22 protein-coding genes are annotated in these 23,379 nt (G+C 53.5%); 17 read left to right on the top strand and 5 right to left on the bottom strand.

Going from position 1 to position 23,379, the window contains the following annotated elements; translation table 11 throughout:
- Positions 1-43 precede the first annotated feature (43 nt).
- The 8 genes from PSAB_RS07810 (at position 44) to PSAB_RS07845 (ending at position 9,533) form a co-directional block, all read left to right on the top strand.
- On the top strand, positions 44-955 hold the full coding sequence (locus PSAB_RS07810; RefSeq protein ID WP_025334018.1) for a carbohydrate ABC transporter permease: 912 nt from the start codon (positions 44-46) through the stop codon (positions 953-955).
- Positions 956-976: 21 nt separating this feature from the next.
- On the top strand, positions 977-1,807 hold the full coding sequence (locus PSAB_RS07815) for a carbohydrate ABC transporter permease (protein ID WP_025334019.1): 831 nt from the start codon (positions 977-979) through the stop codon (positions 1,805-1,807).
- A 128-nt stretch (positions 1,808-1,935) separates the two neighbouring features.
- Complete coding sequence (locus tag PSAB_RS07820; RefSeq protein ID WP_025334020.1) at positions 1,936-3,042, top strand: ABC transporter ATP-binding protein; 1,107 nt, start codon at positions 1,936-1,938, stop codon at positions 3,040-3,042.
- A 47-nt stretch (positions 3,043-3,089) separates the two neighbouring features.
- Positions 3,090-3,794 carry a hypothetical protein gene (locus tag PSAB_RS07825; protein WP_025334021.1) on the top strand — a complete coding sequence of 235 codons (705 nt, stop codon included), beginning with the start codon at positions 3,090-3,092 and terminating at the stop codon, positions 3,792-3,794.
- Entirely contained in the window at positions 3,791-4,996 is a 1,206-nt protein-coding gene (locus tag PSAB_RS07830) for a DUF1343 domain-containing protein (protein ID WP_025334022.1), read from the top strand. The genes PSAB_RS07825 and PSAB_RS07830 overlap by 4 nt, the downstream gene beginning before the upstream one ends.
- Before the next feature lie 47 nt (positions 4,997-5,043).
- Positions 5,044-6,939, top strand: a complete 1,896-nt coding sequence (gene nagZ, locus PSAB_RS07835; RefSeq protein WP_226991778.1) for a beta-N-acetylhexosaminidase — start codon at positions 5,044-5,046, stop codon at positions 6,937-6,939.
- On the top strand, positions 6,936-8,123 hold the full coding sequence (locus PSAB_RS07840; protein ID WP_025334024.1) for an anhydro-N-acetylmuramic acid kinase: 1,188 nt from the start codon (positions 6,936-6,938) through the stop codon (positions 8,121-8,123). Before nagZ ends, PSAB_RS07840 begins: the two co-directional genes overlap by 4 nt.
- A 168-nt stretch (positions 8,124-8,291) precedes the next feature.
- Positions 8,292-9,533: an anaerobic sulfatase maturase gene (locus PSAB_RS07845; protein ID WP_038596739.1), complete on the top strand. Its 1,242-nt coding sequence runs from the start codon at positions 8,292-8,294 to the stop codon at positions 9,531-9,533.
- A gap of 645 nt (positions 9,534-10,178) precedes the next feature.
- On the opposite strand, the gene PSAB_RS07850 is transcribed toward PSAB_RS07845, so the two are convergent.
- Both PSAB_RS07850 and PSAB_RS07855 read right to left on the bottom strand, forming a co-directional pair.
- Positions 10,179-10,814: a carbohydrate-binding family 9-like protein gene (locus PSAB_RS07850; RefSeq protein WP_025334026.1), complete on the bottom strand. Its 636-nt coding sequence runs from the start codon at positions 10,812-10,814 to the stop codon at positions 10,179-10,181.
- A 76-nt stretch (positions 10,815-10,890) separates the two neighbouring features.
- Entirely contained in the window at positions 10,891-11,793 is a 903-nt protein-coding gene (locus PSAB_RS07855) for a helix-turn-helix transcriptional regulator (RefSeq protein ID WP_025334027.1), read from the bottom strand.
- A gap of 182 nt (positions 11,794-11,975) precedes the next feature.
- On the opposite strand from PSAB_RS07855, the gene PSAB_RS07860 reads away from it, so the two are divergent.
- The 8 genes from PSAB_RS07860 to PSAB_RS07895 all read left to right on the top strand — a co-directional run bounded on the left by PSAB_RS07860 (position 11,976) and on the right by PSAB_RS07895 (position 20,486).
- Entirely contained in the window at positions 11,976-12,830 is an 855-nt protein-coding gene (locus tag PSAB_RS07860) for a sugar phosphate isomerase/epimerase family protein (RefSeq protein ID WP_025334028.1), read from the top strand.
- A gap of 15 nt (positions 12,831-12,845) precedes the next feature.
- A complete protein-coding gene (locus tag PSAB_RS07865; protein ID WP_025334029.1) occupies positions 12,846-13,859 on the top strand; it encodes a Gfo/Idh/MocA family protein in 1,014 nt (337 codons plus the stop codon).
- Positions 13,860-13,910: 51 nt separating this feature from the next.
- Positions 13,911-14,924 carry a Gfo/Idh/MocA family protein gene (locus PSAB_RS07870; protein ID WP_025334030.1) on the top strand — a complete coding sequence of 338 codons (1,014 nt, stop codon included), beginning with the start codon at positions 13,911-13,913 and terminating at the stop codon, positions 14,922-14,924.
- 148 nt (positions 14,925-15,072) lie between these two features.
- On the top strand, positions 15,073-15,747 hold the full coding sequence (locus tag PSAB_RS07875) for a FadR/GntR family transcriptional regulator (protein ID WP_025334031.1): 675 nt from the start codon (positions 15,073-15,075) through the stop codon (positions 15,745-15,747).
- Positions 15,748-16,121: 374 nt separating this feature from the next.
- Entirely contained in the window at positions 16,122-17,444 is a 1,323-nt protein-coding gene (locus PSAB_RS07880) for an ABC transporter substrate-binding protein (protein ID WP_025334032.1), read from the top strand.
- A gap of 71 nt (positions 17,445-17,515) precedes the next feature.
- Positions 17,516-18,427 carry a carbohydrate ABC transporter permease gene (locus tag PSAB_RS07885; protein ID WP_084266464.1) on the top strand — a complete coding sequence of 304 codons (912 nt, stop codon included), beginning with the start codon at positions 17,516-17,518 and terminating at the stop codon, positions 18,425-18,427.
- Complete coding sequence (locus tag PSAB_RS07890) at positions 18,428-19,267, top strand: carbohydrate ABC transporter permease (RefSeq protein WP_025334034.1); 840 nt, start codon at positions 18,428-18,430, stop codon at positions 19,265-19,267.
- A 40-nt stretch (positions 19,268-19,307) separates the two neighbouring features.
- Entirely contained in the window at positions 19,308-20,486 is a 1,179-nt protein-coding gene (locus PSAB_RS07895; RefSeq protein ID WP_038595674.1) for a trans-sulfuration enzyme family protein, read from the top strand.
- 303 nt (positions 20,487-20,789) lie between these two features.
- Here PSAB_RS07895 and PSAB_RS07900 read toward each other — a convergent pair whose 3' ends face one another.
- Positions 20,790-21,488, bottom strand: a complete 699-nt coding sequence (locus tag PSAB_RS07900) for a DUF4386 domain-containing protein (RefSeq protein WP_025334036.1) — start codon at positions 21,486-21,488, stop codon at positions 20,790-20,792.
- A gap of 77 nt (positions 21,489-21,565) precedes the next feature.
- Here PSAB_RS07900 and PSAB_RS07905 point away from each other — a divergent pair, with 77 nt between their 5' ends.
- Entirely contained in the window at positions 21,566-22,435 is an 870-nt protein-coding gene (locus tag PSAB_RS07905; RefSeq protein ID WP_025334037.1) for a helix-turn-helix transcriptional regulator, read from the top strand.
- 411 nt (positions 22,436-22,846) lie between these two features.
- Here PSAB_RS07905 and PSAB_RS07910 read toward each other — a convergent pair whose 3' ends face one another.
- Together PSAB_RS07910 and PSAB_RS07915 are read right to left on the bottom strand one after the other, a co-directional pair.
- Positions 22,847-23,071 (bottom strand): hypothetical protein, encoded by a 225-nt coding sequence (locus PSAB_RS07910; protein ID WP_025334038.1) that lies wholly within the window; start codon positions 23,069-23,071, stop codon positions 22,847-22,849.
- The gene (locus PSAB_RS07915) at positions 23,052-23,351 is read right to left on the bottom strand and encodes a hypothetical protein (RefSeq protein ID WP_025334039.1); all 300 of its coding nucleotides are present in this window, start codon (positions 23,349-23,351) and stop codon (positions 23,052-23,054) included. Before PSAB_RS07915 ends, PSAB_RS07910 begins: the two co-directional genes overlap by 20 nt.
- Positions 23,352-23,379 lie beyond the last annotated feature (28 nt).

The raw sequence follows: 23,379 nt of genomic DNA on the forward strand, positions 1-23,379 counted from the left end.
ATCGTCCCCTTTGCTTTCAGCTTAAGCGTTAGGAGGACACTTCATGCAGACGACAATCGCTCCCAAACGGCGAAGCGCCGCCGGGAGGTTCTGGCGGGAATACGGATGGGCTTATCTGTTCATCCTTGCGCCGGTGCTGCTCTTTCTCATTTTTACGCTATATCCGGTCATTTCGGCTCTGGTCATGAGCTTTCAGCAGTACAATATTATGCAATCTACGTGGGTTGGCTTCGATAATTACGAGCGTTTGTTCAAGGATGATACGTTCTGGAAGTCGATATGGAACACGGTGGTGTTTACGGTCTGCACGGTACCGGTCAACATCGTCATCACGTTCGTGCTCGCTCATTTCATCTATCAGATGAAGACGAAATGGCAGACGTTCTTCAAGGCCACTATGTATCTGCCGGCTGTCGCCTCAGGCGTGACCATTTCCATTGTGTGGCTCGCCATTTTCGATCCTACGGATGTGGGGCTGCTGAACCGGTTCCTCGGTTTGTTCGGTCTGGACCCGGTCATTTGGCTCGGTCAATCGAAGACCGCGCTGTTCTCGCTGATTTTGATGAACTGGGTCGGTTCTCACGGCGCGGGCATTATTCTCTACCTGGCCTCGATGGGCGGTATTCCAAAATCGCTGTATGAAGCGGCGGATATCGATCATGCCAGCGGGTGGACCCAGTTCAGGGCGATTACCTGGCCGCTTCTCAAGCCGACGACCTTGTATCTGCTGGTAACGGGAGTGATCACTTCGTTCCAGGTGTTTATCTCGGTCTATATGATGACGCAGGGCGGGCCTAACTTTGCAACGACGACCATCGCTTATCTGATCTACCAGACGGCGTTCAAATTCTACGAATTCGGACTGGCTTCGGCGCAATCATTCGTGCTGGCGTTTCTGATTATCCTGGTCTCTGTCATTCAGTTCAAATACTTCTCGAGTGACGTCGAGTATTAGGGTGAAAGGAGCGAAAGGGAATTGAAATCGAAATCCAAACTGTTTTTGATCCTGGCCGCAGCCTGTCTGGCGGGTTGGGCGTTTATCACCATTATTCCCTTGTACTGGATGGTTGTCGGTTCGGTACAGGATTCGGCGGCGTCGGCCAGCTTTCGGCCGGAGATGCTTCCGGGGGCGTTATCGATTGCGCCGTATGAGCGCTTTTTTGCCAAAACGGCCGCCTGGCGCTGGCTGGCGAACTCGCTGTTAATCTCCACTGTTTTGACCATAACGAACGTATTCTTTGCTTCGCTGGCGGGATACGCGTTCTCCAAACTGAAATTTCCGGGCAGCAAGGCGGTATTCTGGCTTTTGCTCAGCACGATGATGATACCGGCGCAGGTGACGCTGATTCCGCTGTATGTCCTGGTGGTTAATGTCTTCAACCTCGGCGACAGCTACACGGCGATCATTCTGCCAACCGCGGTTACCGCAGGCAACATCTTTTTGATGAAGCAGTACATGTCGTCGCTTCCGACCTCGCTCATTCACGCTGCAAGGATCGACGCCTGCTCGGAGTTCGGGATTTTCTGGAAGGTTATCCTGCCTCTTGCGAAGCCGGGACTTGCGGTGCTGGCGATCTTTACCTTTGTCGCATCATGGAATGAATTTTTCTGGCCGTTCCTGATTACCAACTCGACCGAGATGCGGACGATTCAGGTGGGACTTGCATCCTTCGTATTCGCGGAATCGACCGACTATGGGGCCATTATGGCAGGGGCGACGGTCGGCGCGCTGCCGATGCTGATCCTGTTCTTCTCGCTGCAGCGGTATTTCCTGCAGGGCATTACGATCGGGGCCGTGAAAGGCTGAGACGGGCAGCAATGAAAGCAGTCGGCAGACAACCGTATGCCTGAGAGAGCCAATGAACGCTGGTATGGCGTCTTGGCATTTATACGGCACAGACTATGCTAAATGAGGCTATTTAAGGGGGAAGAACTATGGCACGCGTCGAATTTCGCCAGGTGCGCAAGCAGTTTATCGACCGCAACAAGAAGCCGTTCACCGCGGTGGCGGGATCGGATTTTGTAATAGAGGATCAGGAGTTTGTCGTCTTCGTCGGTCCCTCGGGCTGCGGAAAGACGACTTCGCTGCGAATGATCGCGGGTCTGGAGAAGCAGACGAGCGGCGATATTATCATTGGCGACCGCATCGTCAACGATCTGCATCCGAAGGACCGCGACATCGCGATGGTGTTTCAGGATTATGCGCTGTATCCGCACATGACGATCCGTGAGAATCTGTCCTTCGGGCTGCGCAATCTCAAGAAGCCGAAAGCGTATATTGATCAAAAAGTGAGCGAAGCGTCCGCCATACTCGGGCTGGATCATATGCTGGAGCGCAAGCCGCGTGAGCTGTCCGGCGGGCAGCGCCAGCGGGTGGCCGTCGGCCGCGCCATCGTGCGCGATCCGCAGGTGTTTCTGTTCGACGAGCCGCTGTCCAATCTGGACGCTAAGCTCCGGGTACAGATGCGGGTGGAGCTTAGCGAGCTGCATAAGCGGCTGGGGGCGACCATCGTTTACGTTACCCATGACCAGGTGGAAGCCATGACGCTGGGCGAGCGCATCGTCGTCATGAATCAGGGGGTCATTCAGCAGATCGCTTCACCGGCGGATCTGTACGCGAATCCGAAGAATATGTTCGTCGCCGGCTTTATCGGCTCTCCGGCCATGAATTTTATCGACGCTCACGTCGAGCGGGATCACCTTATCGTGGACGGCGGATCGTTTAGGCTGCCGGAGGACGTTGCTGCGCGCTTGTCTCCTTATTCGGGCAAGGACATTGTGCTTGGCATCCGCCCCGAGGATATTTACGGGGAAGACTTTGCACCCGGCGTTTCCACGGAGCATCGGCTTCAGGCCCGTATTCAGGTCGTCGAGCATCTGGGCTCGGAGAACCTTATGTATTTTCACGTCGGCAACCGGTTGGTGACCGCGAAGGTGCATCCCGAGACCAAGGGGTATAACGGGCTGAGCAAAGAATTTATCCTTGATTTGAGAAAAGGCCATTATTTTGATCCGGGGACGCAGGAACGTATAACCGGATAATTGAGGGCAGGCGTCAATTCTGTCTTATTGAAAGGGAGGCGCACGCAATGAAAAAACTGAACGAGGTGCTGATCGGCACCGGATCGGAGATTTACAGAGAGATCATCCCGCTTACGCTGCTGGGTCTGACCGGATCGGCCGTACTGGTGCCGGCGATTCTGTTTCTTCCGGCAACGCTGACGCTTCTGCTTCTGCCTCTCATCTACATGCCGCTCTTATTCGGTTCGTTCTACGCCTATCACCGCAAAACGGAAGGGCAGAAGCTTTCCGTTCGCCAGATGCTGGCCGGTGCCGCCAAAGGCTTCGCGCCCGCTTTTACGCTTGGCCTGCTGATGGCCCTGCTGGGCGTGATTTTGTGGTCGACCTGGTGGTATTACGGCGGGCGGGGCAGCCTGGCGGGCCGGGCGGTTGCCATTTTTCAGACCTATTTCGTGGCGATGGCGCTCATTTCCCAGTTCTATACGCTGCAATTGGTAATTCAACGGGAGATGGGCATCGTTAGAGCGATGGGCGAGAGCGTGAAGCTGTTCTTCCGGCATCCCGCTTATACGATCGGAGCGTTCTTTCAGGCGGTATGCGTCGGTGTGATGCTGGCCGTGACCGTTATTGGCTTCTTCGCTCTGTTCGGCGGCATGCTGGCGGTCTATTCCCATAAAGCCGTCCACAATGTCCTTAACCCGGACGAAGCGGAGGAAGCGGAGGAAGGGCAAGAGGCAGGAGGCGCCGTTTATGCGGGAAGGGAGCGGTTATGAATAGAGCCGCCGGAGGTCGAAAGGATGAGCCGCGCCCCTGCGTTCGCTCCGGTGCCGACCGGCTTGCCGCCGGTCTTGGCCATCCGCTGCTGGACGGGCGGCGCCTGGGCCTTGTCACCAATCCGACCGGGATCACGGCGGATTTCCGCTCTACCGCGAGCGTCTGCGCGGAGCTGCCGTCTTCCCGGCTGACGGCGCTGTTCGCCTGCGAGCATGGCATACGCGGCCAGCATCAGGCGGGCGTCAGGTTTGAGGATGAACGGGACGAATGGTTCGGCGTTCCGGTGTACAGTTTGTACGGCAGGCATACCCGGCCGCAGAGCTACATGCTGGACGAGGTCGATACGGTGGTGTTCGACGTTCAGGATTTGGGCATACGGTTCTACACCTACCTGTCCACCCTGTTGTATGTCATGGAGGCCTGCGCGGAGAACGGCAAAAGCCTGCTGGTGCTGGACCGGCCCAATCCGCTAGGCGGGTTCGTCTGCGAAGGCGGACTGCTGAAGCCGGGTTACGAATCGATGGTCGGCGCGTGGACGATGCCGATTCGCACGGGCATGACGATCGGCGAACTGGCTCTTATGGCCAATGATAAGAAAGGGCTTGGATGCGATCTTGGCGTCATTCCGATGGAACGCTGGGAGCGCAGCATGGAATATGGCGATACCGGACTGCCGTGGATGCTTCCGTCGCCGAATATGCCGGATGTCGATACCGTCAGAGTGTACGGGGGGACGTGCTTTTTCGAAGGGACGAATTTGTCCGAAGGGCGGGGAACGACGCGGCCGTTTGAGTGGATCGGGGCGCCTTGGATGGACGGCGAAGCCTTCGCCGAAGCGGTGAACCGCCATGAACTGCCGGGTGTTTATGCCCATCCGGTATATATGACGCCCTCTTTTTCCAAGCATCAAGGGAAGCTGTGCGGCGGCGTGCGCCTGTTCGTTACGGACCCGGACCGCTTTCAATCCGCCCTGACGGGACTGGTTCTGCTGCATGAAGCGCAATCGCTGTATCCGGAGCATTTTGAATGGCTGGCGCCGCCGAAGGCGGGCTCGCGGCATTTTATCGATTTATTGACCGGCGGGGACGAGGTCCGAAGCTATGTTGGGCAGAAAGCAGGCCTCAAACGGATTGCTGCGGACTGGCTTCAAGACAGTGAAGAGTGGAAGGAGTTGCGCCGGCCTTATCTTTTGTATTCGTAAAAAGGCGGTCTAACGCAAGTTTCAGCTACGAAAGGAGAAGTGACAGCATGGAGCGGCAGATTGAGGAAGTGCTCATAACGGCGAATAACCCGGTGGATAGGGACATCGCCTCGGATGCGAACGGTAACGGAGTCTCGGGTAAACCGCTGCCTGGCGGAACGGGCGTACCGGACGGCAAAACAGCAGGCATAGTGGAAGACAGGCTGGCCGGAATGAGCCTGAGGGACAAAATCGGCCAGATGGTCATCTGCGGCTTCCACGGGACCTCCATGGACGGAGATCTCCGGCGGCTGATCGCCGATTATAAAATCGGGGGCGTCATTTATTTCGCCCGCAATGTGGAATCGCCGGCCCAGGTTATCCGGCTTACCGCGGAGCTGCAGGACACCGCCGCGAAGAGCGGCACGCCGCCGCTCTGGATTTCCATCGACCAGGAAGGCGGAATGGTCGCGCGGATTACCGAAGGCGTCGCCCTGATGCCGGGCGGAATGGCCATTGCCGCCGCCGGGTCGGAGGAGGACGCCTATTTGGCGGCTTTTGCCAGCGGCCGGGAGCTTGCCGCGATGGGGATTAACCTGAACTATGCGCCGGTGCTGGACGTGAACAACAACCCGGACAATCCGGTAATCGGCGTGCGGTCCTTTGGCGAATCGCCGGAGAAGGTCGCGCGGTTCGGCGAACGGACCCTCCGGGGCTTTCAGGACGCCGGTGTCGCGGCGACCGCCAAGCATTTTCCCGGGCACGGCGACACCGATGTGGATTCCCATCTCGACCTGCCCACCGTGCCGCATGACCGCAAGCGCATGGAAGAGGTTGAGCTGAAGCCGTTCAGGGAAGCGGTGCGGGCGGGCGTGGACGCCATAATGTCCGCGCATATTTATTTTCCGGCGCTCGAGAGCGGGAAGCTGCCCGTGACGCTCTCGAAGGCGGCGCTTACCGGGCTGCTGCGCGAGGAGCTGGGGTTCGAAGGCATCATTACGACCGACTGTATGGAAATGAACGCCATTGCCGAGCACTTCGGCACGGTTGAGGCTTCTGTCATGGCGGTCGAGGCCGGTGCGGACCTTGTTCTGGTCAGCCATCGCCTCGACCGGCAGCTCGGCGCCATAGGTGCGATCGAGCAGGCGGTGGTAGATGGGAGATTAAGCGAGGAGCGCATCGACCAATCCGTCCGCCGTCTGCTGGCTATGAAGCTGCGGCGCGGCGTACTGGGCGTTGGGCAGCTGCCCGAGAGTCTCCCGGGCGGAATAGCGCCGGAGGACGAACAAGTCAGCGCCGCCGCCTTGCCGCCGGTTAAGAATGAGGCCGGCGCAGGCCTTCCCGGCATGGCAGATCCGGCGGCAGGCGGCCCCGGCGCGCCGGATCTGTCTCTCCTCGGCAATGCGGAGCACCGGGAGATTGCGCGACGGATCAGCGAAAGGAGCGTGACGCTCGTACGGCACGATCTTTCAATGCTTCCACTCGGCGGGGAACGGACGCTCGTTGTCACCATCGCTCCGGGGGCGGTGACCCAGGCCGATGAATCGGTGGCGGCAGGGCCTGGGCTGGGCTCCGCGCTGCAGCGGCACGGCCTGGATTGCCGCGAGATTGTCGTTCCGCCGGCTGAAATCACCGGACGGCTCGATTCACTGGTCCGTGAAGCGGAGCAGGGGGGATACGGGCATCTCGTTGTCGGCACGTACAACGCGCAGTTCGACGCCGCTCAAATCTCGCTGGTGAAATCCCTGCTCGAACTCGGGAAACCGCTGGCGGTGACAGCCCTGCGCAATCCCTATGATCTGTTGGCCTTTCCCGAAGTGCAGGTCTACGCGGCAGCTTACGAATCCCGTCCGCTTGCGATGGACAGCCTGGCGAAGGCGCTGCTGGGCCTCATTCCGTTCCGGGGCCGCCTGCCCGTATCGCTAGGCGGGCTGCATCCGGCCGGCTGGGGGATCGAGCTATGATCGGGCCGCTGTGGAACAAGCGGAGCGCGACGGTCCTCGGCCTGATGTCCGGCACCTCGCTGGACGGCATCGACGCGGCCATTGTATCCATCGAAGGCGCCGGACTTGAAGCGAAAGTGAAGCTGCTGCATTACTACAGCGTCCCATATGACGAAGCGCTGCGCGAGCGGCTGAAGGAGCTTTGCACCACCGAGCGCTCCTCGGTGGACCTTGTATGCGGCATGAACGTCTACCTTGCCGAGAAATTCGCCGAGGCTTCGCTGGAGGCCGTACGCCTCGCCGGAATGAGCATGGAAGACATCGATCTGATCAGCTCGCACGGCCAGACGGTCTGGCATATCCCTGAAGGAGACGCCACTGATCCTTACAAGGTCCGCTCCACGCTGCAATTGGGCGACTTGTCCGTGCTCGCCAAGCGGACCGGCCGGCCGGTCGTCGGCGATTTCCGCCCGGCCGATATGGCGGTCGGTGGCCAGGGGGCGCCGCTCGCCCCGTACGGAGACCTGATCCTGTTCCGCCATCCGTCCAAGGGGCGGCTGCTGCAAAATATCGGCGGCATCGGCAACTGCACCGCCCTGCCGCCCTCAGCCGGACCGGAAGATGTATTCGCCTTCGACACAGGTCCCGGCAACATGGTGATTGACCAGGCTGTATATCTGCTGTCGGATGGCCAATTGTCTTACGACGATGGTGGTTCCTGGGCCGCGAAGGGCAGCCCCGACGAAGCGCTCGTTGCCGAGCTGCTGGAGCATCCGTATTTCGCTGCAGCGCCGCCGAAATCGACGGGCCGGGAGCTGTTCGGCAAGGCGTATGCCGCCGAATTCGTCTCCCGGGCTGCGGCGCGGGGGCTTGCCGGAAGCGACATCGTCGCTACGGCGACTGCTTTCACGGCGCGCACGATCGCCGAGGGCTGCAAGCGCTTCGTCTTCCCCCGCTGCGCTATCGACGAGGTAATCGTCAGCGGCGGTGGCGCGCACAACCGCACGCTGCTGAAGATGCTTCAGCAGCAGCTGCCGAACCAGGCCGTTCGGACCTCGGGCGAGCTGGGCGTCAGCGACGATGCGAAGGAAGCGGTTATTTTCGCGCTGCTGGGCAATGATTTCATGCATGGCATCAGCAATCATCTGCCTTCCGCCACGGGCGCGGGCCGCTCAACGGTTCTGGGAAAGCTGGCTCTGCCTTGAGGAGACGGATAACACATATAAAATAAAACCGTTCTTCGGTATGAAGGGCATAACGCCTTCGTAACCGTAGAGCGGTTTTGCTTTTTTAACTGGCCGATCTCGCTGCGATATTATAAAGTAAGTACAATAGACAAGGAAGGTGAAAATATGGGCTGCGGTAGCATAACAATGGAACAAAGGCATGTGGGCGTGATGTGGAAGACGGTTTCGGAGGACTGCAACCTGGCCTGCGATTACTGCTATTACAGCACATGCGGCGGCAAGCCGGGACCGAAGATCAACCGGATTGATTCCGTTATTTTGGAAAAATTCATTAAAGAATATATGGCCCGGTCGCGGGGAGCGGCTTCTTTTGCCTGGCAGGGAGGGGAGCCACTTCTGGCGGGTATGGAGTTCTTCGAAGAGGTCGTGTCGCTTCAGGCTCGCTTCGCACTGAAGGGGACGAGCATCGGTAATTCCATTCAGACAAACGGAACGCTGATTAACGACCGCTGGGCAGCTTTTTTTAAAAAATACAATTTTCTGGTCGGCGTCAGCCTGGACGGTCCTGAAGCGGTTCATGATGCGCGGCGGGTGGACTCGCGCGGTCAGGGCAGCTTTCACCGGGTAATGAAGGGGATTGAGCATTTACGGCGGCATCACGTGGATTTCAACATCTTGTCCGTGATTCACAAAGGCAATGTGGGACAAGCGGCGGAGATCATGGCTTTCTTTGAACAGGAAGGCTTCAGCTACGTGCAGTTCATTCCTTGCATGGATTTCCGGTCCCAGGAGCCGGACAAGCCCGGTGTCTACGATATTACGCCAGCGGAATACGGCCGTTTTCTGCGGGAAGCCTTCGATTACTGGTATAACGGAGGGAATCCGCGGGTTTCCGTGCGGTTTTTTGACAATATGCTGGCCGGTTATACCGGACGTGAGGCGGAGCTGTGCATTCACCGGGCCGCGTGCCCGACCACGATCATCCTGGAGCAAAATGGGGATGCTTATCCATGCGATTTCTTCATTTCTCCGGAATGGAAAATCGGCAATGTGGCGACCCATTCGATCGAAGAGCTTCTGGCGCATCCACTGTATGCCCGTTTTCTCGGGATGAAGCCTTCGCTTCCCGAAGGCTGCCGAACCTGCGAATGGAAGCAGCTCTGTCATGGCGGCTGCCCTCGCAACCGGGAATGGGGAGCTGAGCTTGAGGCCAAGGGCAGAGATTATTTCTGCGCCAGCTACAAGGAGATTTATTCGTACGCCGACGAGCGGATGAAGTTGCTTGGGGACAGTGTCCGAAGCAACCTGTTTCACCAGAACGTGAAGGTTTACTTCAAAGGAAAGCTCCCGGGCCGCAACAATCCTTGCGCCTGCGGCAGCGGCAAGAAATACAAGCAGTGCTGCTTGGGCGTGGTGACGCCAATTTAATTCGAACGCTGAGTTATTATTAATGACTTCTATCCTTAATAGTGAACTCATTAAAACAAAAAATCGCGGCCCTTAAGGCCTCGATTTTTTGTTGTTTTATAGAGTTTTCCTATTAAAAGATGGCTTCATCTGGTCTACACAATTGGACCCTACTGCTTGCTTTATGTGGTATTTCTGGTTGGTGAGTTGGGTAGATGGTTTGGTGGCCGGAGGGTTGCTGGGTCGGTGAATTAGTAGGTTAGTGTGTGGGGCGGTGGGTAGGTGGATTACGGACCGGTGCGTTTGGTGAGTGTGGTTAAGGACATTCCTGCGTGTATACATCTTTTTTCGTCCAACTCCTCCCACCCAGACTCAATTCCTGCTAAGGTGCAGGCACTTCCCCTCCTATCCCCTTCCAATCGGCCCACAAGCACAAGTAGCTGCACAATTGCATCTTTTCCTTCTTCCTGTACGAAATTCACTTGATAAACCTGCAGATTTGCAGGAAAACCCCTGCCACCGAAAAAACGGGCATAGATTGAACAGAAAATTCACCTAATAAGCCTTCAAATTTTCAGGGAATCGCTAGCTACCGCACACCCGCTACCCTACACCGGACAGTCAAAACAGAACTAGTGAGTGGTACCCTTTAGTTTATCCCCCCCATTACTTAAACACCAATTCCCCAAAAAACCCGCTTTGATGGTAATCCGGCGAAGCCGAATCAACCCGGTTCCAGCACCCGTAATGGGGGACCGGCGTTTCGTCGCCGCATTTATAGAAGTTGCCGCGGAAGGCTCGGCCGGGCTCGGCCTTGAATCCGGGAAACTTGCTCTGCAGCCACTCGAAAGGAATGGAAAACGCCAGCTCCCAATACGTCTCCCCGCTGTGCTCATCGACCCGATTAACCGCTGTTTTGATTTGGAAAATCGCCGGAGAATCCGAAAGGGTAATCCGGTTCTCCCGTCCTTTGCCAATCTGCAGCAGGATGGTGCCGGCCGCGTTGAATTCGAAGTTAAGATAACGGGGATCGGAGCCGGGAAGCGGCTGCATGAAAAATTCGGCGCAGCTGTCCGTGTAGACCGGATCATTCTGCTCCTTGTACCGAGCGAGCGGATCTTTTTCATAAACATTGAACTGGATGTGCAGCCGCCCAGCTGTGTAATACAGCCTGATCTCGACCTTGGGCGTGTAGCCGTTGTCCAGCCAGAGATATTCGTCCAACGTAAGCGGTGCAATATTCTCCCAATCGGTTGAACCGGTATAGTGTGCAATTGAATATGAGCGGGTTGGGTTCATCATTTGTGTCCTCCTTGGCAGCAAAAAAATTGCGGCAATAATATAGTAGCGTTCGAATCCGGTCCTCGTCCCGCCAGCCTCACAAAATCCGGGAAAGCTTGCGGTACGCGCGGGGGGAAATGCCCTCTTGGGCCGAAAAGGTTCTGCTGAAATAGTGGATATCCGGATAACCGACCTGCTCTCCTACTTTTTCGACGGGCCAGTCGGTCTCCCTAAGCAGCTTGCGCGCTTCCCGGTGCCGGATGGAACGGAGATATTCGCCCGGAGGCATGCCGGCAATCTGGCGGAACAGCTTGGAGAAATGGTCCTCATGCAGGTTCATCCTGTCCGCCATCGACCGGTTGGTCCAGCCTGCGGCGGGCTTGGCTTCGATCTCCTCCATCAGCGCCCGAATCCGTTCGCCGTGCACAGAAGCTTTGGCCAGACGGCGCGAGCTTTGCGTGCGCAGCAGGGAGGTGAGGATGCCCAGCATGAGTCCCCGGCAGACCAGCTCATAACCGGGGGGACGCATCGTAAACTCCTGCACGAGCTGCTCCATGGCATGGACGCATTCTGGAGGCGGCGTATAGATCGGATCTTCGGACAAGGGCAGAAAGGGCGCGGCTACCGCTTCGACAGCGAATTTACCCGGAATCACTTCCTCTTCATTGACCACCATGTCTTCTTCCCGCAAGATCCGAGATTCACCGAAAAAGTCAAAATGGATACCGAGCAGCTTCGCGGGAGACGACAGGATCGAATTTTGATGATAGACGCCGGGCGCAAGAAAAATAAGCTGGCCGGGAGTCAGCGAATGAAGCGCACCGTTAATCCTGGTCGTCAGTTCCCCTTGGCGAACGTACAGCAGCTCGAAATCATACAGCCTCCGTTCGGGAAAGCTGCAGGGCTGAAGGCTTTGAAACTGGGCGTAGTGGATGCCGGGCGACCATTCGCGAAAGGGCGTTTCTTTTTTAACCGGATGGACAATCTCATTTTCCTGCATGGCAAGGCCTCCCATAACGAACGGGGCAACCAAAGATATATACCGGAATAATTCAAAAAGTATCTTTTTCCCCTAAATAAATTAAAATTCAAATCTAATATACTATAAAAAAGCTAAGGAAAACAGCAAACGCAGCTATCTTTCTATAAAACGGAAAATAACAAAACCGGAGGGTGATCGTAATGAAAAAAGGGATTAACATTTGGTCGTTTCGCGAAGGGATGCCAATCAAGGAGTGCGTGCGGCTGGCCAAAGCGGCAGGCTTTGACGGCATTGAATTGTCGCTGAACGAGTCCGGTGAAATGGGACTGCAAACGACTGAGAAGGAAGCCCGCGAGCTGCGCGATTCGATCGCCGAAGCGGGTTTGGAAATCGCCGGACTGGCAACGGGACTGTATTGGTCCTATGCGATGACGAGCGAATCGGAGGCGAACCGCACCAAGGCGATGGATGTCTGCAAAAAGCAGCTCGAGCTCGCAGCCGTTCTTGGAGCGGATACGATTCTGGTCATTCCGGGCGCGGTCGGCGTTGATTTCATCCCGGGCTCCGAGGTTGTCTCCTACGACAAAGCCTATGACAGAGCGCTGGAGGCGATCGGCAAGCTGGCGCTGGAGGCCGAGCGACTGGGCGTAGCCATCGGCATCGAGAATGTATGGAACAAATTCCTGCTGTCCCCGCTTGAAATGCGCGGTTTCATTGACGCCGTCGGCTCCCGCTTCGTAGGCTCGTACCTCGATGTGGGGAATATCGTTCATTCCGGCTATCCGGAGCAGTGGGTGCGGATTCTGGGCGACCGGATCAAGAAAGTGCATTTCAAGGATTACCGCCGGGAAGCGGGAGGTCTGCACGGCTTTGTGGACCTGCTCGCCGGAGATGTGGATTATCCCGCTGTCGTCAGCGCTCTTAAGGAGATCGGCTACGACGGTTATGTCACAGGCGAAATGATCCCTGCTTACAAGCATTACACGGAGCAGATTATTTTCAACACTTCAGCGTCCATGGACGCCATTTTGGGCCGGACGGATTACAAAGCCTAATCGGGAGTGAGAGAAATGCTTAAAGTAGGACTGGTAGGATTCGGTTTCATGGGCCGGATGAACTTTGACCAATACGTCAAGCTGAATGAAGACGGCTATCCGATCGCTCTGACGGCCATCTGCGACCCGCGGATTGAAGAACTGAAGGGCCAGAAGGCAGGCGGCAATATGAACACGGCCCATGAGGTCTACGATTTGTCCGCCTATCATCTATATCGGGATTTGGAGGACATGCTGGCTAACGAGCAGCTGGATGTCGTCAGTCTGGCGGTCCCGACGTATCTGCATGCCGAAATGGCATGTTCCCTGCTGGAACGGGGCTACCATGTGTTCTGCGAGAAGCCGATGGCCCGGCATTCGGCGGAGGCGGTGAAGATGGCGGAGACGGCGGCGCGGACCGGGAAGAAGCTGATGATCGGACATTGTCTCCGGTTCTGGCCGGCTTATGAATATTTGAAGGAAAAAATAGACAGCGGTGAATTCGGCCAGGTTACGGCGGGTTATTTCTACCGGGGCTCCGGCGCGCCGAAGGGCTGGCTTGTAAATGACGAGCTGAGCGGCGGCTGCATGATGGATATGCATGTCCATGACACCGATATGATTCAGTATTTGTTTGGGAAGCCGGACAAGGTTTCCTCGCTCGGCCGCAATGTCGTACCGGGTAGCGGTTACGATATCGTGTCCTCGCATTATCACTATACGGATGGAAAAGTAATCAACGCGCAGGCGGATTGGACGCTCGAAGGGGATTTCGGCTTTTATATGGGCTACAGGGTCAATTTTGAGCGGGGCAATCTGGTGTTTGACGGCAGTAAGGTCAAAGTCAATCCGAACAACCAGCCCGGCTTTACGGCGTATCTTTCTCCGCATACGGGCTACTATCGGGAACTGGTTTATTTCCTTGACGCGATTCTTCAGGATAAGCCGGTTAGCGTCTGCGCGCCGGAAAGTACGGCTCTGTCCATTGAAATCATTGAGGCTGAAATGGAATCCACCCGGAATGAAGGGGCATGGGTTACTTTGTTTTAAAGCGACAACGCTTTATTGAGCGACAATCATTAGCGGGAGGCGATTTCTGGCATGTTGAAAATAGGATTGGTCGGTTTCGGCTTTATGGGCCGGATGCACTTTGACAATTACGTCCGGTTAATGGAGGAAGGCAGCCCTGTTTCGCTCGCGGCGATCTGCGATCCACTGATTGAAGAATTGAAGAACGGAAAAGCGGGCGGGAATATGAGCACGGCCCGTGAAGTGTACGATTTATCCGCTTACCATCTCTACACCGATCTTGAGGACATGCTGGCGAACGAGCAGCTGGATGTCATTGATATTGCGGCTCCCACGTATCTGCATGCCGAGATGGCCTGCTCACTGCTGGAGCGCGGCATCCATGTATTCTGCGAGAAACCGATGGCAAGGCATTCGGCGGACGCGCGGAAGATGGTCGAGATGGCTAACCGCAACGGGAAGAAGCTCATGATCGGGCAGTGTCTCCGGTTCTGGCCGGGCTATGAGTATTTGAAGGAAGTTGTGGACAGCGGCAAGTTCGGCCAGGCGACGGAAGGCTATTTCTATCGCGGCTCCGGGGCTCCGAAGGACTGGTTCCTTGATGAGAAGCTGAGCGGCGGCTGCATTATGGACATGCATATTCACGACACCGATATAATCAACTATCTGTTCGGCAAACCGGAGAAGGTATCGACGCTCGGACGCAATGTGCTTCCGGGAAGCGGCTACGATATCGCCTCCACCCATTATTATTATAAAGACGGGAAAGTCATCAACTCCCAGGTGGACTGGACGCTGGAGGGCGATTTCGGCTTTTACATGGGCTACCGGGTTAATTTTGAAGGGGGAAGTGTGGTCTTTGACGGAAGCACGGTCAAGGTGAATCCGAATGACGCCCCCGGCTTTACCCCGGAAATCTCCCCTGAAGCCGGCTATTACCGGGAGCTGGACTATTTTCTGGATGCGGTCATCCATGACAAGTCTGTTGACGTCTGTACGCCCGAGAGCGCGGCGGAATCGCTGGAAGTCGTGGAAGCGGAAATCCGCTCGGCCGATGCCCAGGGAGAATGGGTGAAGCTCGTCTAAGCGGCGGCATCCGTCTGGGCCAATAACCGAGTCTTGCTATGTGCAAAACTCGGTTATTTTCCATGAAGTCCATATTTGTAACTTATTATCCGTCATGCTATCATTTTCAGGTAGAATAGTTGCAAATATTGGTCGAAGGGGAAGCCGAATGAAGAAGATCAAGAAAGTTCAGACGCACGAAATGGTCTCGAAGGAAATCAAGGATTATATTCAGCAGAACAATTTGAAGAAGGGTGACAAGCTGCCCTCCGTAGAGCAAATTATGGAGAATCTTGGCGTCGGCCGTTCCTCGATCCGTGAAGCGATCCGTTACCTGGAGGCTTTGGATATCATTGAAGTCCTCAACGGCAAAGGTATATTCGTCAAGGAGCCGTCCTTGTATCAATTGTCGACCAAATTTACGGTGGAGGATGAGAAATCCGCGCTTCTTCAGCTGTGCGACGTACGCAGAGGCCTGGAGGGAATTGCTGTGGAGCTGGCGGCGGTACGGGCCAGTCAGGAGCATGTGGACGAGATGTGGTACTATTACGAGCTGATCGGCAAGACGACCGGAGCGGAAAGCTCAATTGCGGATATGAAGTTTCACCAGGCGATTTACCGGGCTTCGGGGAACGTCATTCTGCAGGAAATCATCGGATCGATCTGGAATACGTTTGTCGAGTTTTGGCGGGCGCCGTTTGGCAACAAGGATTTTTTCTATGACAGCTATCCTTTTCATAAATCCGTCGTTGAAGCGATCGAGGAGAAGAATCCGGAGAAGGCGAGAGTAGAATTCAACAAAATGATGGACGTTATGGTGAAAGCCATCACCGAAGTGAAGTGAACTTTTCTGACATAAGGATTGACACAAGGGAAAAGGGATGTTAAGATTCATTAAGAATTTAACTAAAACTTTGTTCAATCCTTGGAATAACGATACGAAATTCAACATCAGTGGCATGTAACATGACATGAACCGAAGGTCTTTGGTAAAAAGAATGAGATTCTCAGGCTCTAACCTATCAGATAGGTTTACAGCATTACTGGCGGCCAGATATTTCCTCCAGCTGATCCCTTGCAGAGAGGGTGAGCAGGAGCCTGTGTCTCAACCTGTATGACAGCATGACAGTATGGCGACTTGGCTGCAGCATGAATGAGAATTATGAAGGGACTTTGAACCTTTTATAATAATATTTTTTCTGAATGAGGGGGATTTTTGTGAGAATCGGTAAAAAATGGTTCGCATCAACTTTATTGCTCGTAACGGCACTCAGCTCGTTAACAGCATGCGGGAGCGGGACAAGCAGCGAAGGAGCTGCGGGAAGCGGCTCTACGGAACCGGTGAAGATCCGGATGATCGAAAGCTTGACCAGCCCGGCCCGTACGGAAGTTCTCAAGCAAATGGTGAGCAAATTTGAAGAGGCTAATCCGGGAATTGATGTGGAACTGATCTCCCCGCCGCTGGACAGCGCCGATACGAAGATTGCGCAAATGCTGTCGTCCAAAGCGGATATCGATGTGCTGGAAGTCAGAGACTCAACGGTCAAGCAATTTGTAACGAACAACTGGATTGCCGACTTGTCGCCCTACACGTCCAAGTGGTCCGGTTACGGCACGCTGAACGCGAGCGCACAAATGTCCGCCAATTATATCGAGAACAAGCCGTATTACATCCCTTATGGCCTGTATGAGAAGATTTTGTTCTACCGTACCGACTGGTTCAAGGAAAAAGGTCTGGAAGCGCCCAAGACGTGGGAAGAGCTGTATGCAGCGGCGAAGGCGATCACCGATCCGTCCAAGAACCGCTACGGCTACTCCTTCCGCGGAGGCAAAGGCGCCGACAGCTATATCGTCGATATGATTCGCGACTACAACGGAACGAACACCAACCCTGAAGACGCGATGTTCCTGAAGAACGGCAACACCATTTTCAGTACTCCGGAAGCCAAGCAGGCGCTGGAGAACCACCTGAATATTTACAAAGACGGCTCTCCGAAAGATTCGGTGAACTGGGGATTCGCGGAAATGGTCGAAGGCTTTGAGGCCGGCGTTACCGGCATGCTGATTCAAGACCCGGATGTCATCGACGTCGTCAAGCAAAAAATGGGCGAAGGCACCTGGAGCACGGCCGCTATTCCGGCAGGTCCTTCGGGTGTAACCCACTACAAAGTCGGCGCAGCCGGATGGGGGATGGCCGCTCATTCCGAGCATAAGGACGAAGCCTGGAAATTGATCGAGTTCCTGTCCAGCCCGGAACAGAATGAGTTCTTCACCCAAAAGATCGGTCTGATTCCCGTGCACACCACCGCCTCGGAGAACGAGTTCTACAAGACCGGCTACTACAAGCCTTACATGGACATGAACGCAGATGCCGCCCACTATATTCCGGTTAAGCCCGAAACGGACTACAAAGGCTTCGGCGAATGGCGCTCGATCATCCAGCAGGATACGCAGGCGATCATTTTCGGCAGGCTGTCCGTGGACGACGCCCTGAAGAAATGGGACGCATACTGGCTCGACCAGAAGAAGCAAGGCAAGTAAATATTCAATCAAACATATGGGTACGGGTGCTGCCGCCCATATGTTTGTTTTAAGAGGAGGTTCCTGTCCTGATGAACAACACTGGCGTCCGCAAACCTCGCCTGAGCCGCACCGCCGCTTTTATCCTGTTCTGTCTGCTGCCCGCCCTTATACCGGTGCTTGTGCTTACATATTTTCCGATTTTGAAGGGCATCGTGATGGCGTTTCAGAACTACTCGCTTTTTAATTTGAACGACATCCGGTTTATCGGCTTTGACAATTTCCGAACGGTACTCCAGGACCCAAACCTGCCGACCATTCTGAAAAATACGGGGCTCTGGGTGTTCATCTCCCTGATCCTGCAGTTTGCCATCGGATTCCTGCTGTCGCTACTCCTGTACCGGAAATTCCCGGGCAGAGGCGTTTATCAAGGCTTGATTTATTATTCCTGGGCAATGTCCGGCTTCCTGATCGGGATTATCTGGCGCTGGATGTTCAACGGCCAAATCGGCGTCATTAATGATCTGCTGCTCAAAGCGGGGCTGATCTCGGAGCGCATCGGATTTCTGTCCGACCCGAAATGGGCGATGTTCTCGGTTATCGTGGCGAATATCTGGTACGGGGTTGCTTTTTTCGCCATCATGCTTACGGCTGCCATGCAGTCCATTCCCGAAGAATTGTTTGAGGCTGCCGATATGGACGGCGCGAACGGACTGCAAAAGATGCTGCACGTCATTATTCCCTACATCCTGCCGACGATCATTACGACCACGGCGCTGCGGGTCATCTGGATTTTCAATTTCCCGGATATTATCTATGCGATGACGAACGGCGGACCGGCCAATTCGACGCATATTCTGTCCACGTTCATGCTGGATAAAATCGTATTCGGCGGGGATTACGGACTGGCGGGCGCAGTCGGGGTCATTTCGATCGTGCTGCTGCTGCTGTACACCCTATTCTATCTTTTTGCTACGAAAGCGAGTAAGGCGGGTGATTTTTAGATGAAACGGAAAGTTGTAAGAAGGGTTAATTTAAGCGCCAAAGTGATCATACTCGGGATCTGGCTGTTATTCATGATCTTTCCTTTATATTGGATGATTCTTACTTCACTGAAGCCGAAGAATGATATTTTCCAGTTTCCGCTGGAATATCTGCCGGAGAAGATTTCGTTTGAGAACTATGCCAACATCTTCGCGATTTCAAAATTTCATGTGTACATCGGCAACAGCCTGCTCGTTTCGCTATTGTCGGCGTTTATCGTCATTGTTATTTCCATATTGAGCAGCTATGTGCTGGCACGCTTTACGTTCCGGGGCAGCCGGCAGATTATGAGCGGTTTCTTCCTTACGCAAATGATTCCGATGTTCATCGGATTTGGTCCACTTTATAGCATCATGTCTCAATTGAACCTGCTTAACAAGCAGGGGTCCCTTGTCCTGATGTATTCTGTGCTGCTCATCCCGTTCTGCACCCTGATGCTTAAAGGGTTCTTTCAGCGGATTCCTTCGAGCCTGGAGGAAGCGGCAATGATTGACGGATGCTCCCGGCTGGGCGGATTGATCCGCATTATCCTTCCGGTGATGAAGCCGGGGATATCGGCGACGTTTATTTTTGCCTTCGTGCAGAACTGGAACGAGCTGTTCCTGGCCATTATGTTCATCGACCGTGAGGAAGCTAAGACGATCCCCGTTGCCATGAATTCCTTCATTACCAAGTTTGATATCGACTGGGGGGCCATGTCGGCTGCGACGGTTCTGTCCGTCATTCCTACCATGATCCTGTTTGCCCTTTGCCAGCGGCTTATTGTGCAGGGCCTTACGGACGGTGCCGTGAAAGGTTAGGGATCTTTGGATACTTAGATGAGAAAGGATATGACGAGTGATGTCGGAAACAGAAAAAATAACGGCCGGCCGGACACCCGATCCGCAAACCGTTGTCGTTCATGACAAGCATGACGAGCGCCACCAAGGCTCCGTAACGGTGCCGCAATACCAAACGAGCTTATTCAGCTTTGCCACCTATGCGGAATTTGACCATGCGGTAGCGGAGGAGCCGGACCGGCCGATGTATTCGAGGGGGAACAATCCGACCGTTCAACAGCTGGAGCAGCGGCTCGCCGAGCTGCAAGGCGGAGATAAAGCCCGCTGCTTCGCTTCGGGCATGGCGGCGATTTCGACGGCCATCCTGGCCGCTGTCCGCACGGGGGACCACATCGTGTGCGTCAGCCAGGTGTACGGTCCGACCCGCAAGCTGCTGGAGAATTTCCTGACCAAATTCGGCGTGGAATATACCTTTGCGGACGGGACTTCCCTGGACGCTGTCCGGTCCGCCGTGCGCGCGAACACCAAACTGTTTTACCTGGAAAGCCCAACCAGCCTGCTGTTTCAGCTTCAGGATCTGAAGGCTTGCACGGAGCTGGCCAAGAGTGTCGGGGCGCTGACCTACATCGACAATACGTGGGCGACGCCTTGCTTTCAAAATCCGTTCGCACTGGGCGTCGATCTGGTCCTCCATTCGACCAGCAAGTTTATAGGTGGGCACAGCGATTCCGTCGGCGGTGTGGCCATCGGCTCGGAGGAGCTGATCGGGCGGATCAATGAGAGCGAGTACCTGCTGCTCGGCGGAGTAATGACCCCGCATACCGCTTCGCTGACCATGCGCGGACTGCGCACGCTGCCGCTTCGCATGGAGCGGTTCGAGAAGAACGGCCTGCGTGTGGCCGAAGCGATGGAACAGCTCTCGCATGTCCTTAAAGTCCATCATCCCGGCCTGCCTTCGCATCCGCAATTTGAGCTGGGCAAGGAGCAGATGTCCGGTTACAGCAGCTTGTTCGCATTTGAGACGGACCTGCCGGTCGATGTGATTAAGCGTTGGGCGGACCATCTGGAATATTTCCGCATCGGCGTAAGCTGGGGCGGCTACGAAAGCCTCGTGACCGTTCCAACTCTGCCGGAAGGCTATGAATCAGCGGCCGGACCGGTTGTGCGGTTATATATCGGATTGGAAGATCCGCAGCTGCTGATTGAGGATATTAAGCAGGCTTTTGAGAAGGTGACTTGAATACATATCCTTCTAGAAGGTGTCTTGGAAAAATAAAGTATTTTCTTAGTGTATAAAGGACGCAGCCCAAGCGAAGGAGCGGGAGCGTCCTTTAATATTTGTTGAAAGGGCAGGATAGCGCAATCAAGAGCTCTTGATTAATGATACGGTTCACCGTAATGTATCCAAGCACAAAGTACATTTTGACCATGAAGTTTACATCAGTATATAAAGATAAATCCACTCCTTTGACAATGGAGTGGCTTCTTCGGATATACTTCTCTTTTATTAATCTATCTCTATTTGTTTAATAGGGCAAACAATCTAACACGCTTTTAGTTTTTCGAGGTTTTGCTTGTGAAATCCCTTCACAATCAACCGGACTGCCAAACTCAATTCATAAACGCCCACAGGTAAAGCAATAAGTCCTTTTGCTGCAGAGAGAGGTTCTACGATACCGAACATTTCTAATAGACCAGCTATGAATACGAGTACAGCTGTAATCATACCAAACAGCGCTAACGGTCTTGGCACTAAACCTGTTTTAAAAAGCAAATAGCTATACAATGCCGTATTGATACCCAGCATAAAATTGGGACCTAACATCGATGTCCAACGATGGAAAGCTTGCAGCATGTAACCGATCTCGTGAAGATTTTCTTCACTTGCTAAGCTGTTTGCTTCATAATGTATACTAAGCTGCAATAAACCTAATATACTCACCACACCTATTGCAATAAGAACAGCTTCCATAAATCGAAAGCATAGATATCCTAGTGCTAGTTGTTCATTCCAACGACGGAGATAAGGAAACAGCATAACCGCTGTACCTACTGCTGTCAGAACGAGCAAGAGATCGTTAATGACACCGAGCAAAACCTTTGTTTTAAATCCATTTGCCACGGACATATACCATTGTTCTGACAATACCGGCTCATACAAGATAACAGCGATGACTGATGTGACCGCAGCTACAATATAAAAAATGCCGATTATGATCCCATTTATTCTGTCTTGCGTCATTAACCTAACCTCCTTTGGCTGATCACCATTGTAATAATAATCATAGAATATTCTGAAAAAAATGATTGGGGGTTATTATGGACCATTATGAAGTCATAGAGAGTTCTTTAATCCATATTGAAAACAATTTAGACCAGTCTTTATCACTAGAGTCTGTGGCTAATACCTTTAACATGTCCAAATATTACTTTCACAGACTTTTTTCTGCCATGATGGGTTGTTCTTTAAACAACTACATACTATCCAGAAGATTGAACGCATCACTACCATTCATTCAAACCGATAATTTACCACTAATAGATATAGCCTACATGCTAAACTTTGGAACACAATCCTCTTTCACCCGCGCTTTCAAACGCCAATACGGTATTGCTCCAAGCTCTCTGAGAGTAAAAAATTTGAACATACTTCAAAGTCCAGTGCCATCTGTCGTTAAAAGACCCATTAAAAACATCAATGGTGATATTGTCACCGATTTTACTCTAGCGGAGCTTAAACCAATCCGGTTGAGCGGCATAGCCTTTGAGGTTGACTTGGCAACTGATGATTACAAAACGAAGATTCGGTCTCATTCAAAGAAGCTGTTAAATAACATTGATGAAACAGTAACTGGCTCATGTTATGTCATTTATTCGAATTGCCAACCCAACTCAACCCGCTTCAAGGTCTTGTTCGGGATCCCAAATGATATTCAAATAGAGAAACCTTTTTATTTTACCGTTGATGTACCACAACTCTTCTGTGCCAAGTTTAAATATTTTGGTGATCTCCTTGATATAGGTGATGTTTTCATAACTGATTATGCAAGATTTTTAAAGATTTCCAGGCAGGAAGCTGACGATTCTCACATCGAACTTATTCAATTTTTTGATGACATCCACAATCTTGATTCGGCCTACCACATCTACGCACCTATCAAAAAACTAACGATTGACTCAGATTATTAATCTCGCCATATGGTAATCATAATCTTCTTTATGTGCCTCCATTCCGTTTCAATAATTATTTGATGAACATAAGATAACATCATGGCATAAAATGCACTTTCCAAATCTTGCTGTAATGAAAAAAAGCACCTCTACCTGAGATGCATATTCATCAACGATGTGACCTATTTTCTTTTAGTGAATAGCGGTACCACTCGACCTCGCTGTTACTTATGGTACGGTTCAAGACTGGTACTTTACTACATATTTTAAGACAAACTTGAAAAGGGTCTATGATTTGATCACTAAATCAGCGGATTAGGCTGCTTACTATTTCAGAGTTAGTATTGCCAAGGCTGCAAAAAAGCCGGCAAAGTGATTTGCCGGCTTAAAGAGGATTATATACCGCGGGTTTTAGCGAAACATGGTACATCAACGGATTTTGGCAAAAGAGATCCAGCTGAGCAGGTTGACCCGTGACTTTTTCCCCTTATCCTTAACCATGCCGTAAAACTGGCCTAAAAAATGCTCCCACTTCCCGCCGATCTCCTTGCTGGAGGCTTGATTGTCCGCCACGCTATGTATGCTTTGATTGATGGCTTCCTCCAAATGCGCGAGCGCTTCCTGAAGATGCTGATCAATGGTCAGGTTCTGCATGCAGTGTGCCTCCTGTCTCTCCGGCTGAAGAGGATTCCGCGGAAATCTCCTGATCCAGCCGCTTTCGCATCCGTTCGAATTGGGCTTCGGCGACAATGTCTTCCATTTCATCGCGGGCTATTTGCACGGCGTATTGAATTCGATCCGTCAGGAATGAGGCGCCCTGTACCCCGGTTTCTGTGAGCGGCTTCAAGGTGTTTTTCACAATCGGCCAAAGCGTGGAGGCGGCAAAAGCGAGCGCGGTGCCCACGATAAGTCTGTCCGTGTTTCGTTCCAGCATGTTCGGATAACCTCCCTAAAGTGGATAT

The sequence above is a fragment of the Paenibacillus sabinae T27 genome (assembly GCF_000612505.1).
In the GTDB taxonomy this organism is placed as follows: domain Bacteria; phylum Bacillota; class Bacilli; order Paenibacillales; family Paenibacillaceae; genus Paenibacillus_AQ; species Paenibacillus_AQ sabinae.

Excerpts from the sequence above, each read along its gene's own strand:
- PSAB_RS07810 (WP_025334018.1), top strand. The coding sequence starts at position 44 with ATGCAGACGACAATCGCTCCCAAACGGCGAAGCGCCGCCGGGAGGTTC.
- PSAB_RS07820 (WP_025334020.1), top strand. The coding sequence starts at position 1,936 with ATGGCACGCGTCGAATTTCGCCAGGTGCGCAAGCAGTTTATCGACCGC.
- PSAB_RS07825 (WP_025334021.1), top strand. The coding sequence starts at position 3,090 with ATGAAAAAACTGAACGAGGTGCTGATCGGCACCGGATCGGAGATTTAC.
- PSAB_RS07830 (WP_025334022.1), top strand. The coding sequence starts at position 3,791 with ATGAATAGAGCCGCCGGAGGTCGAAAGGATGAGCCGCGCCCCTGCGTT.
- nagZ (WP_226991778.1), top strand. The coding sequence starts at position 5,044 with ATGGAGCGGCAGATTGAGGAAGTGCTCATAACGGCGAATAACCCGGTG.
- PSAB_RS07840 (WP_025334024.1), top strand. The coding sequence starts at position 6,936 with ATGATCGGGCCGCTGTGGAACAAGCGGAGCGCGACGGTCCTCGGCCTG.
- PSAB_RS07845 (WP_038596739.1), top strand. The coding sequence starts at position 8,292 with ATGGAACAAAGGCATGTGGGCGTGATGTGGAAGACGGTTTCGGAGGAC.
- PSAB_RS07850 (WP_025334026.1), bottom strand. The coding sequence starts at position 10,814 with ATGATGAACCCAACCCGCTCATATTCAATTGCACACTATACCGGTTCA.
- PSAB_RS07855 (WP_025334027.1), bottom strand. The coding sequence starts at position 11,793 with ATGCAGGAAAATGAGATTGTCCATCCGGTTAAAAAAGAAACGCCCTTT.
- PSAB_RS07860 (WP_025334028.1), top strand. The coding sequence starts at position 11,976 with ATGAAAAAAGGGATTAACATTTGGTCGTTTCGCGAAGGGATGCCAATC.
- PSAB_RS07865 (WP_025334029.1), top strand. The coding sequence starts at position 12,846 with ATGCTTAAAGTAGGACTGGTAGGATTCGGTTTCATGGGCCGGATGAAC.
- PSAB_RS07870 (WP_025334030.1), top strand. The coding sequence starts at position 13,911 with ATGTTGAAAATAGGATTGGTCGGTTTCGGCTTTATGGGCCGGATGCAC.
- PSAB_RS07875 (WP_025334031.1), top strand. The coding sequence starts at position 15,073 with ATGAAGAAGATCAAGAAAGTTCAGACGCACGAAATGGTCTCGAAGGAA.
- PSAB_RS07885 (WP_084266464.1), top strand. The coding sequence starts at position 17,516 with ATGAACAACACTGGCGTCCGCAAACCTCGCCTGAGCCGCACCGCCGCT.
- PSAB_RS07890 (WP_025334034.1), top strand. The coding sequence starts at position 18,428 with ATGAAACGGAAAGTTGTAAGAAGGGTTAATTTAAGCGCCAAAGTGATC.
- PSAB_RS07895 (WP_038595674.1), top strand. The coding sequence starts at position 19,308 with ATGTCGGAAACAGAAAAAATAACGGCCGGCCGGACACCCGATCCGCAA.
- PSAB_RS07900 (WP_025334036.1), bottom strand. The coding sequence starts at position 21,488 with ATGACGCAAGACAGAATAAATGGGATCATAATCGGCATTTTTTATATT.
- PSAB_RS07905 (WP_025334037.1), top strand. The coding sequence starts at position 21,566 with ATGGACCATTATGAAGTCATAGAGAGTTCTTTAATCCATATTGAAAAC.
- PSAB_RS07910 (WP_025334038.1), bottom strand. The coding sequence starts at position 23,071 with ATGCAGAACCTGACCATTGATCAGCATCTTCAGGAAGCGCTCGCGCAT.
- PSAB_RS07915 (WP_025334039.1), bottom strand. The coding sequence starts at position 23,351 with ATGCTGGAACGAAACACGGACAGACTTATCGTGGGCACCGCGCTCGCT.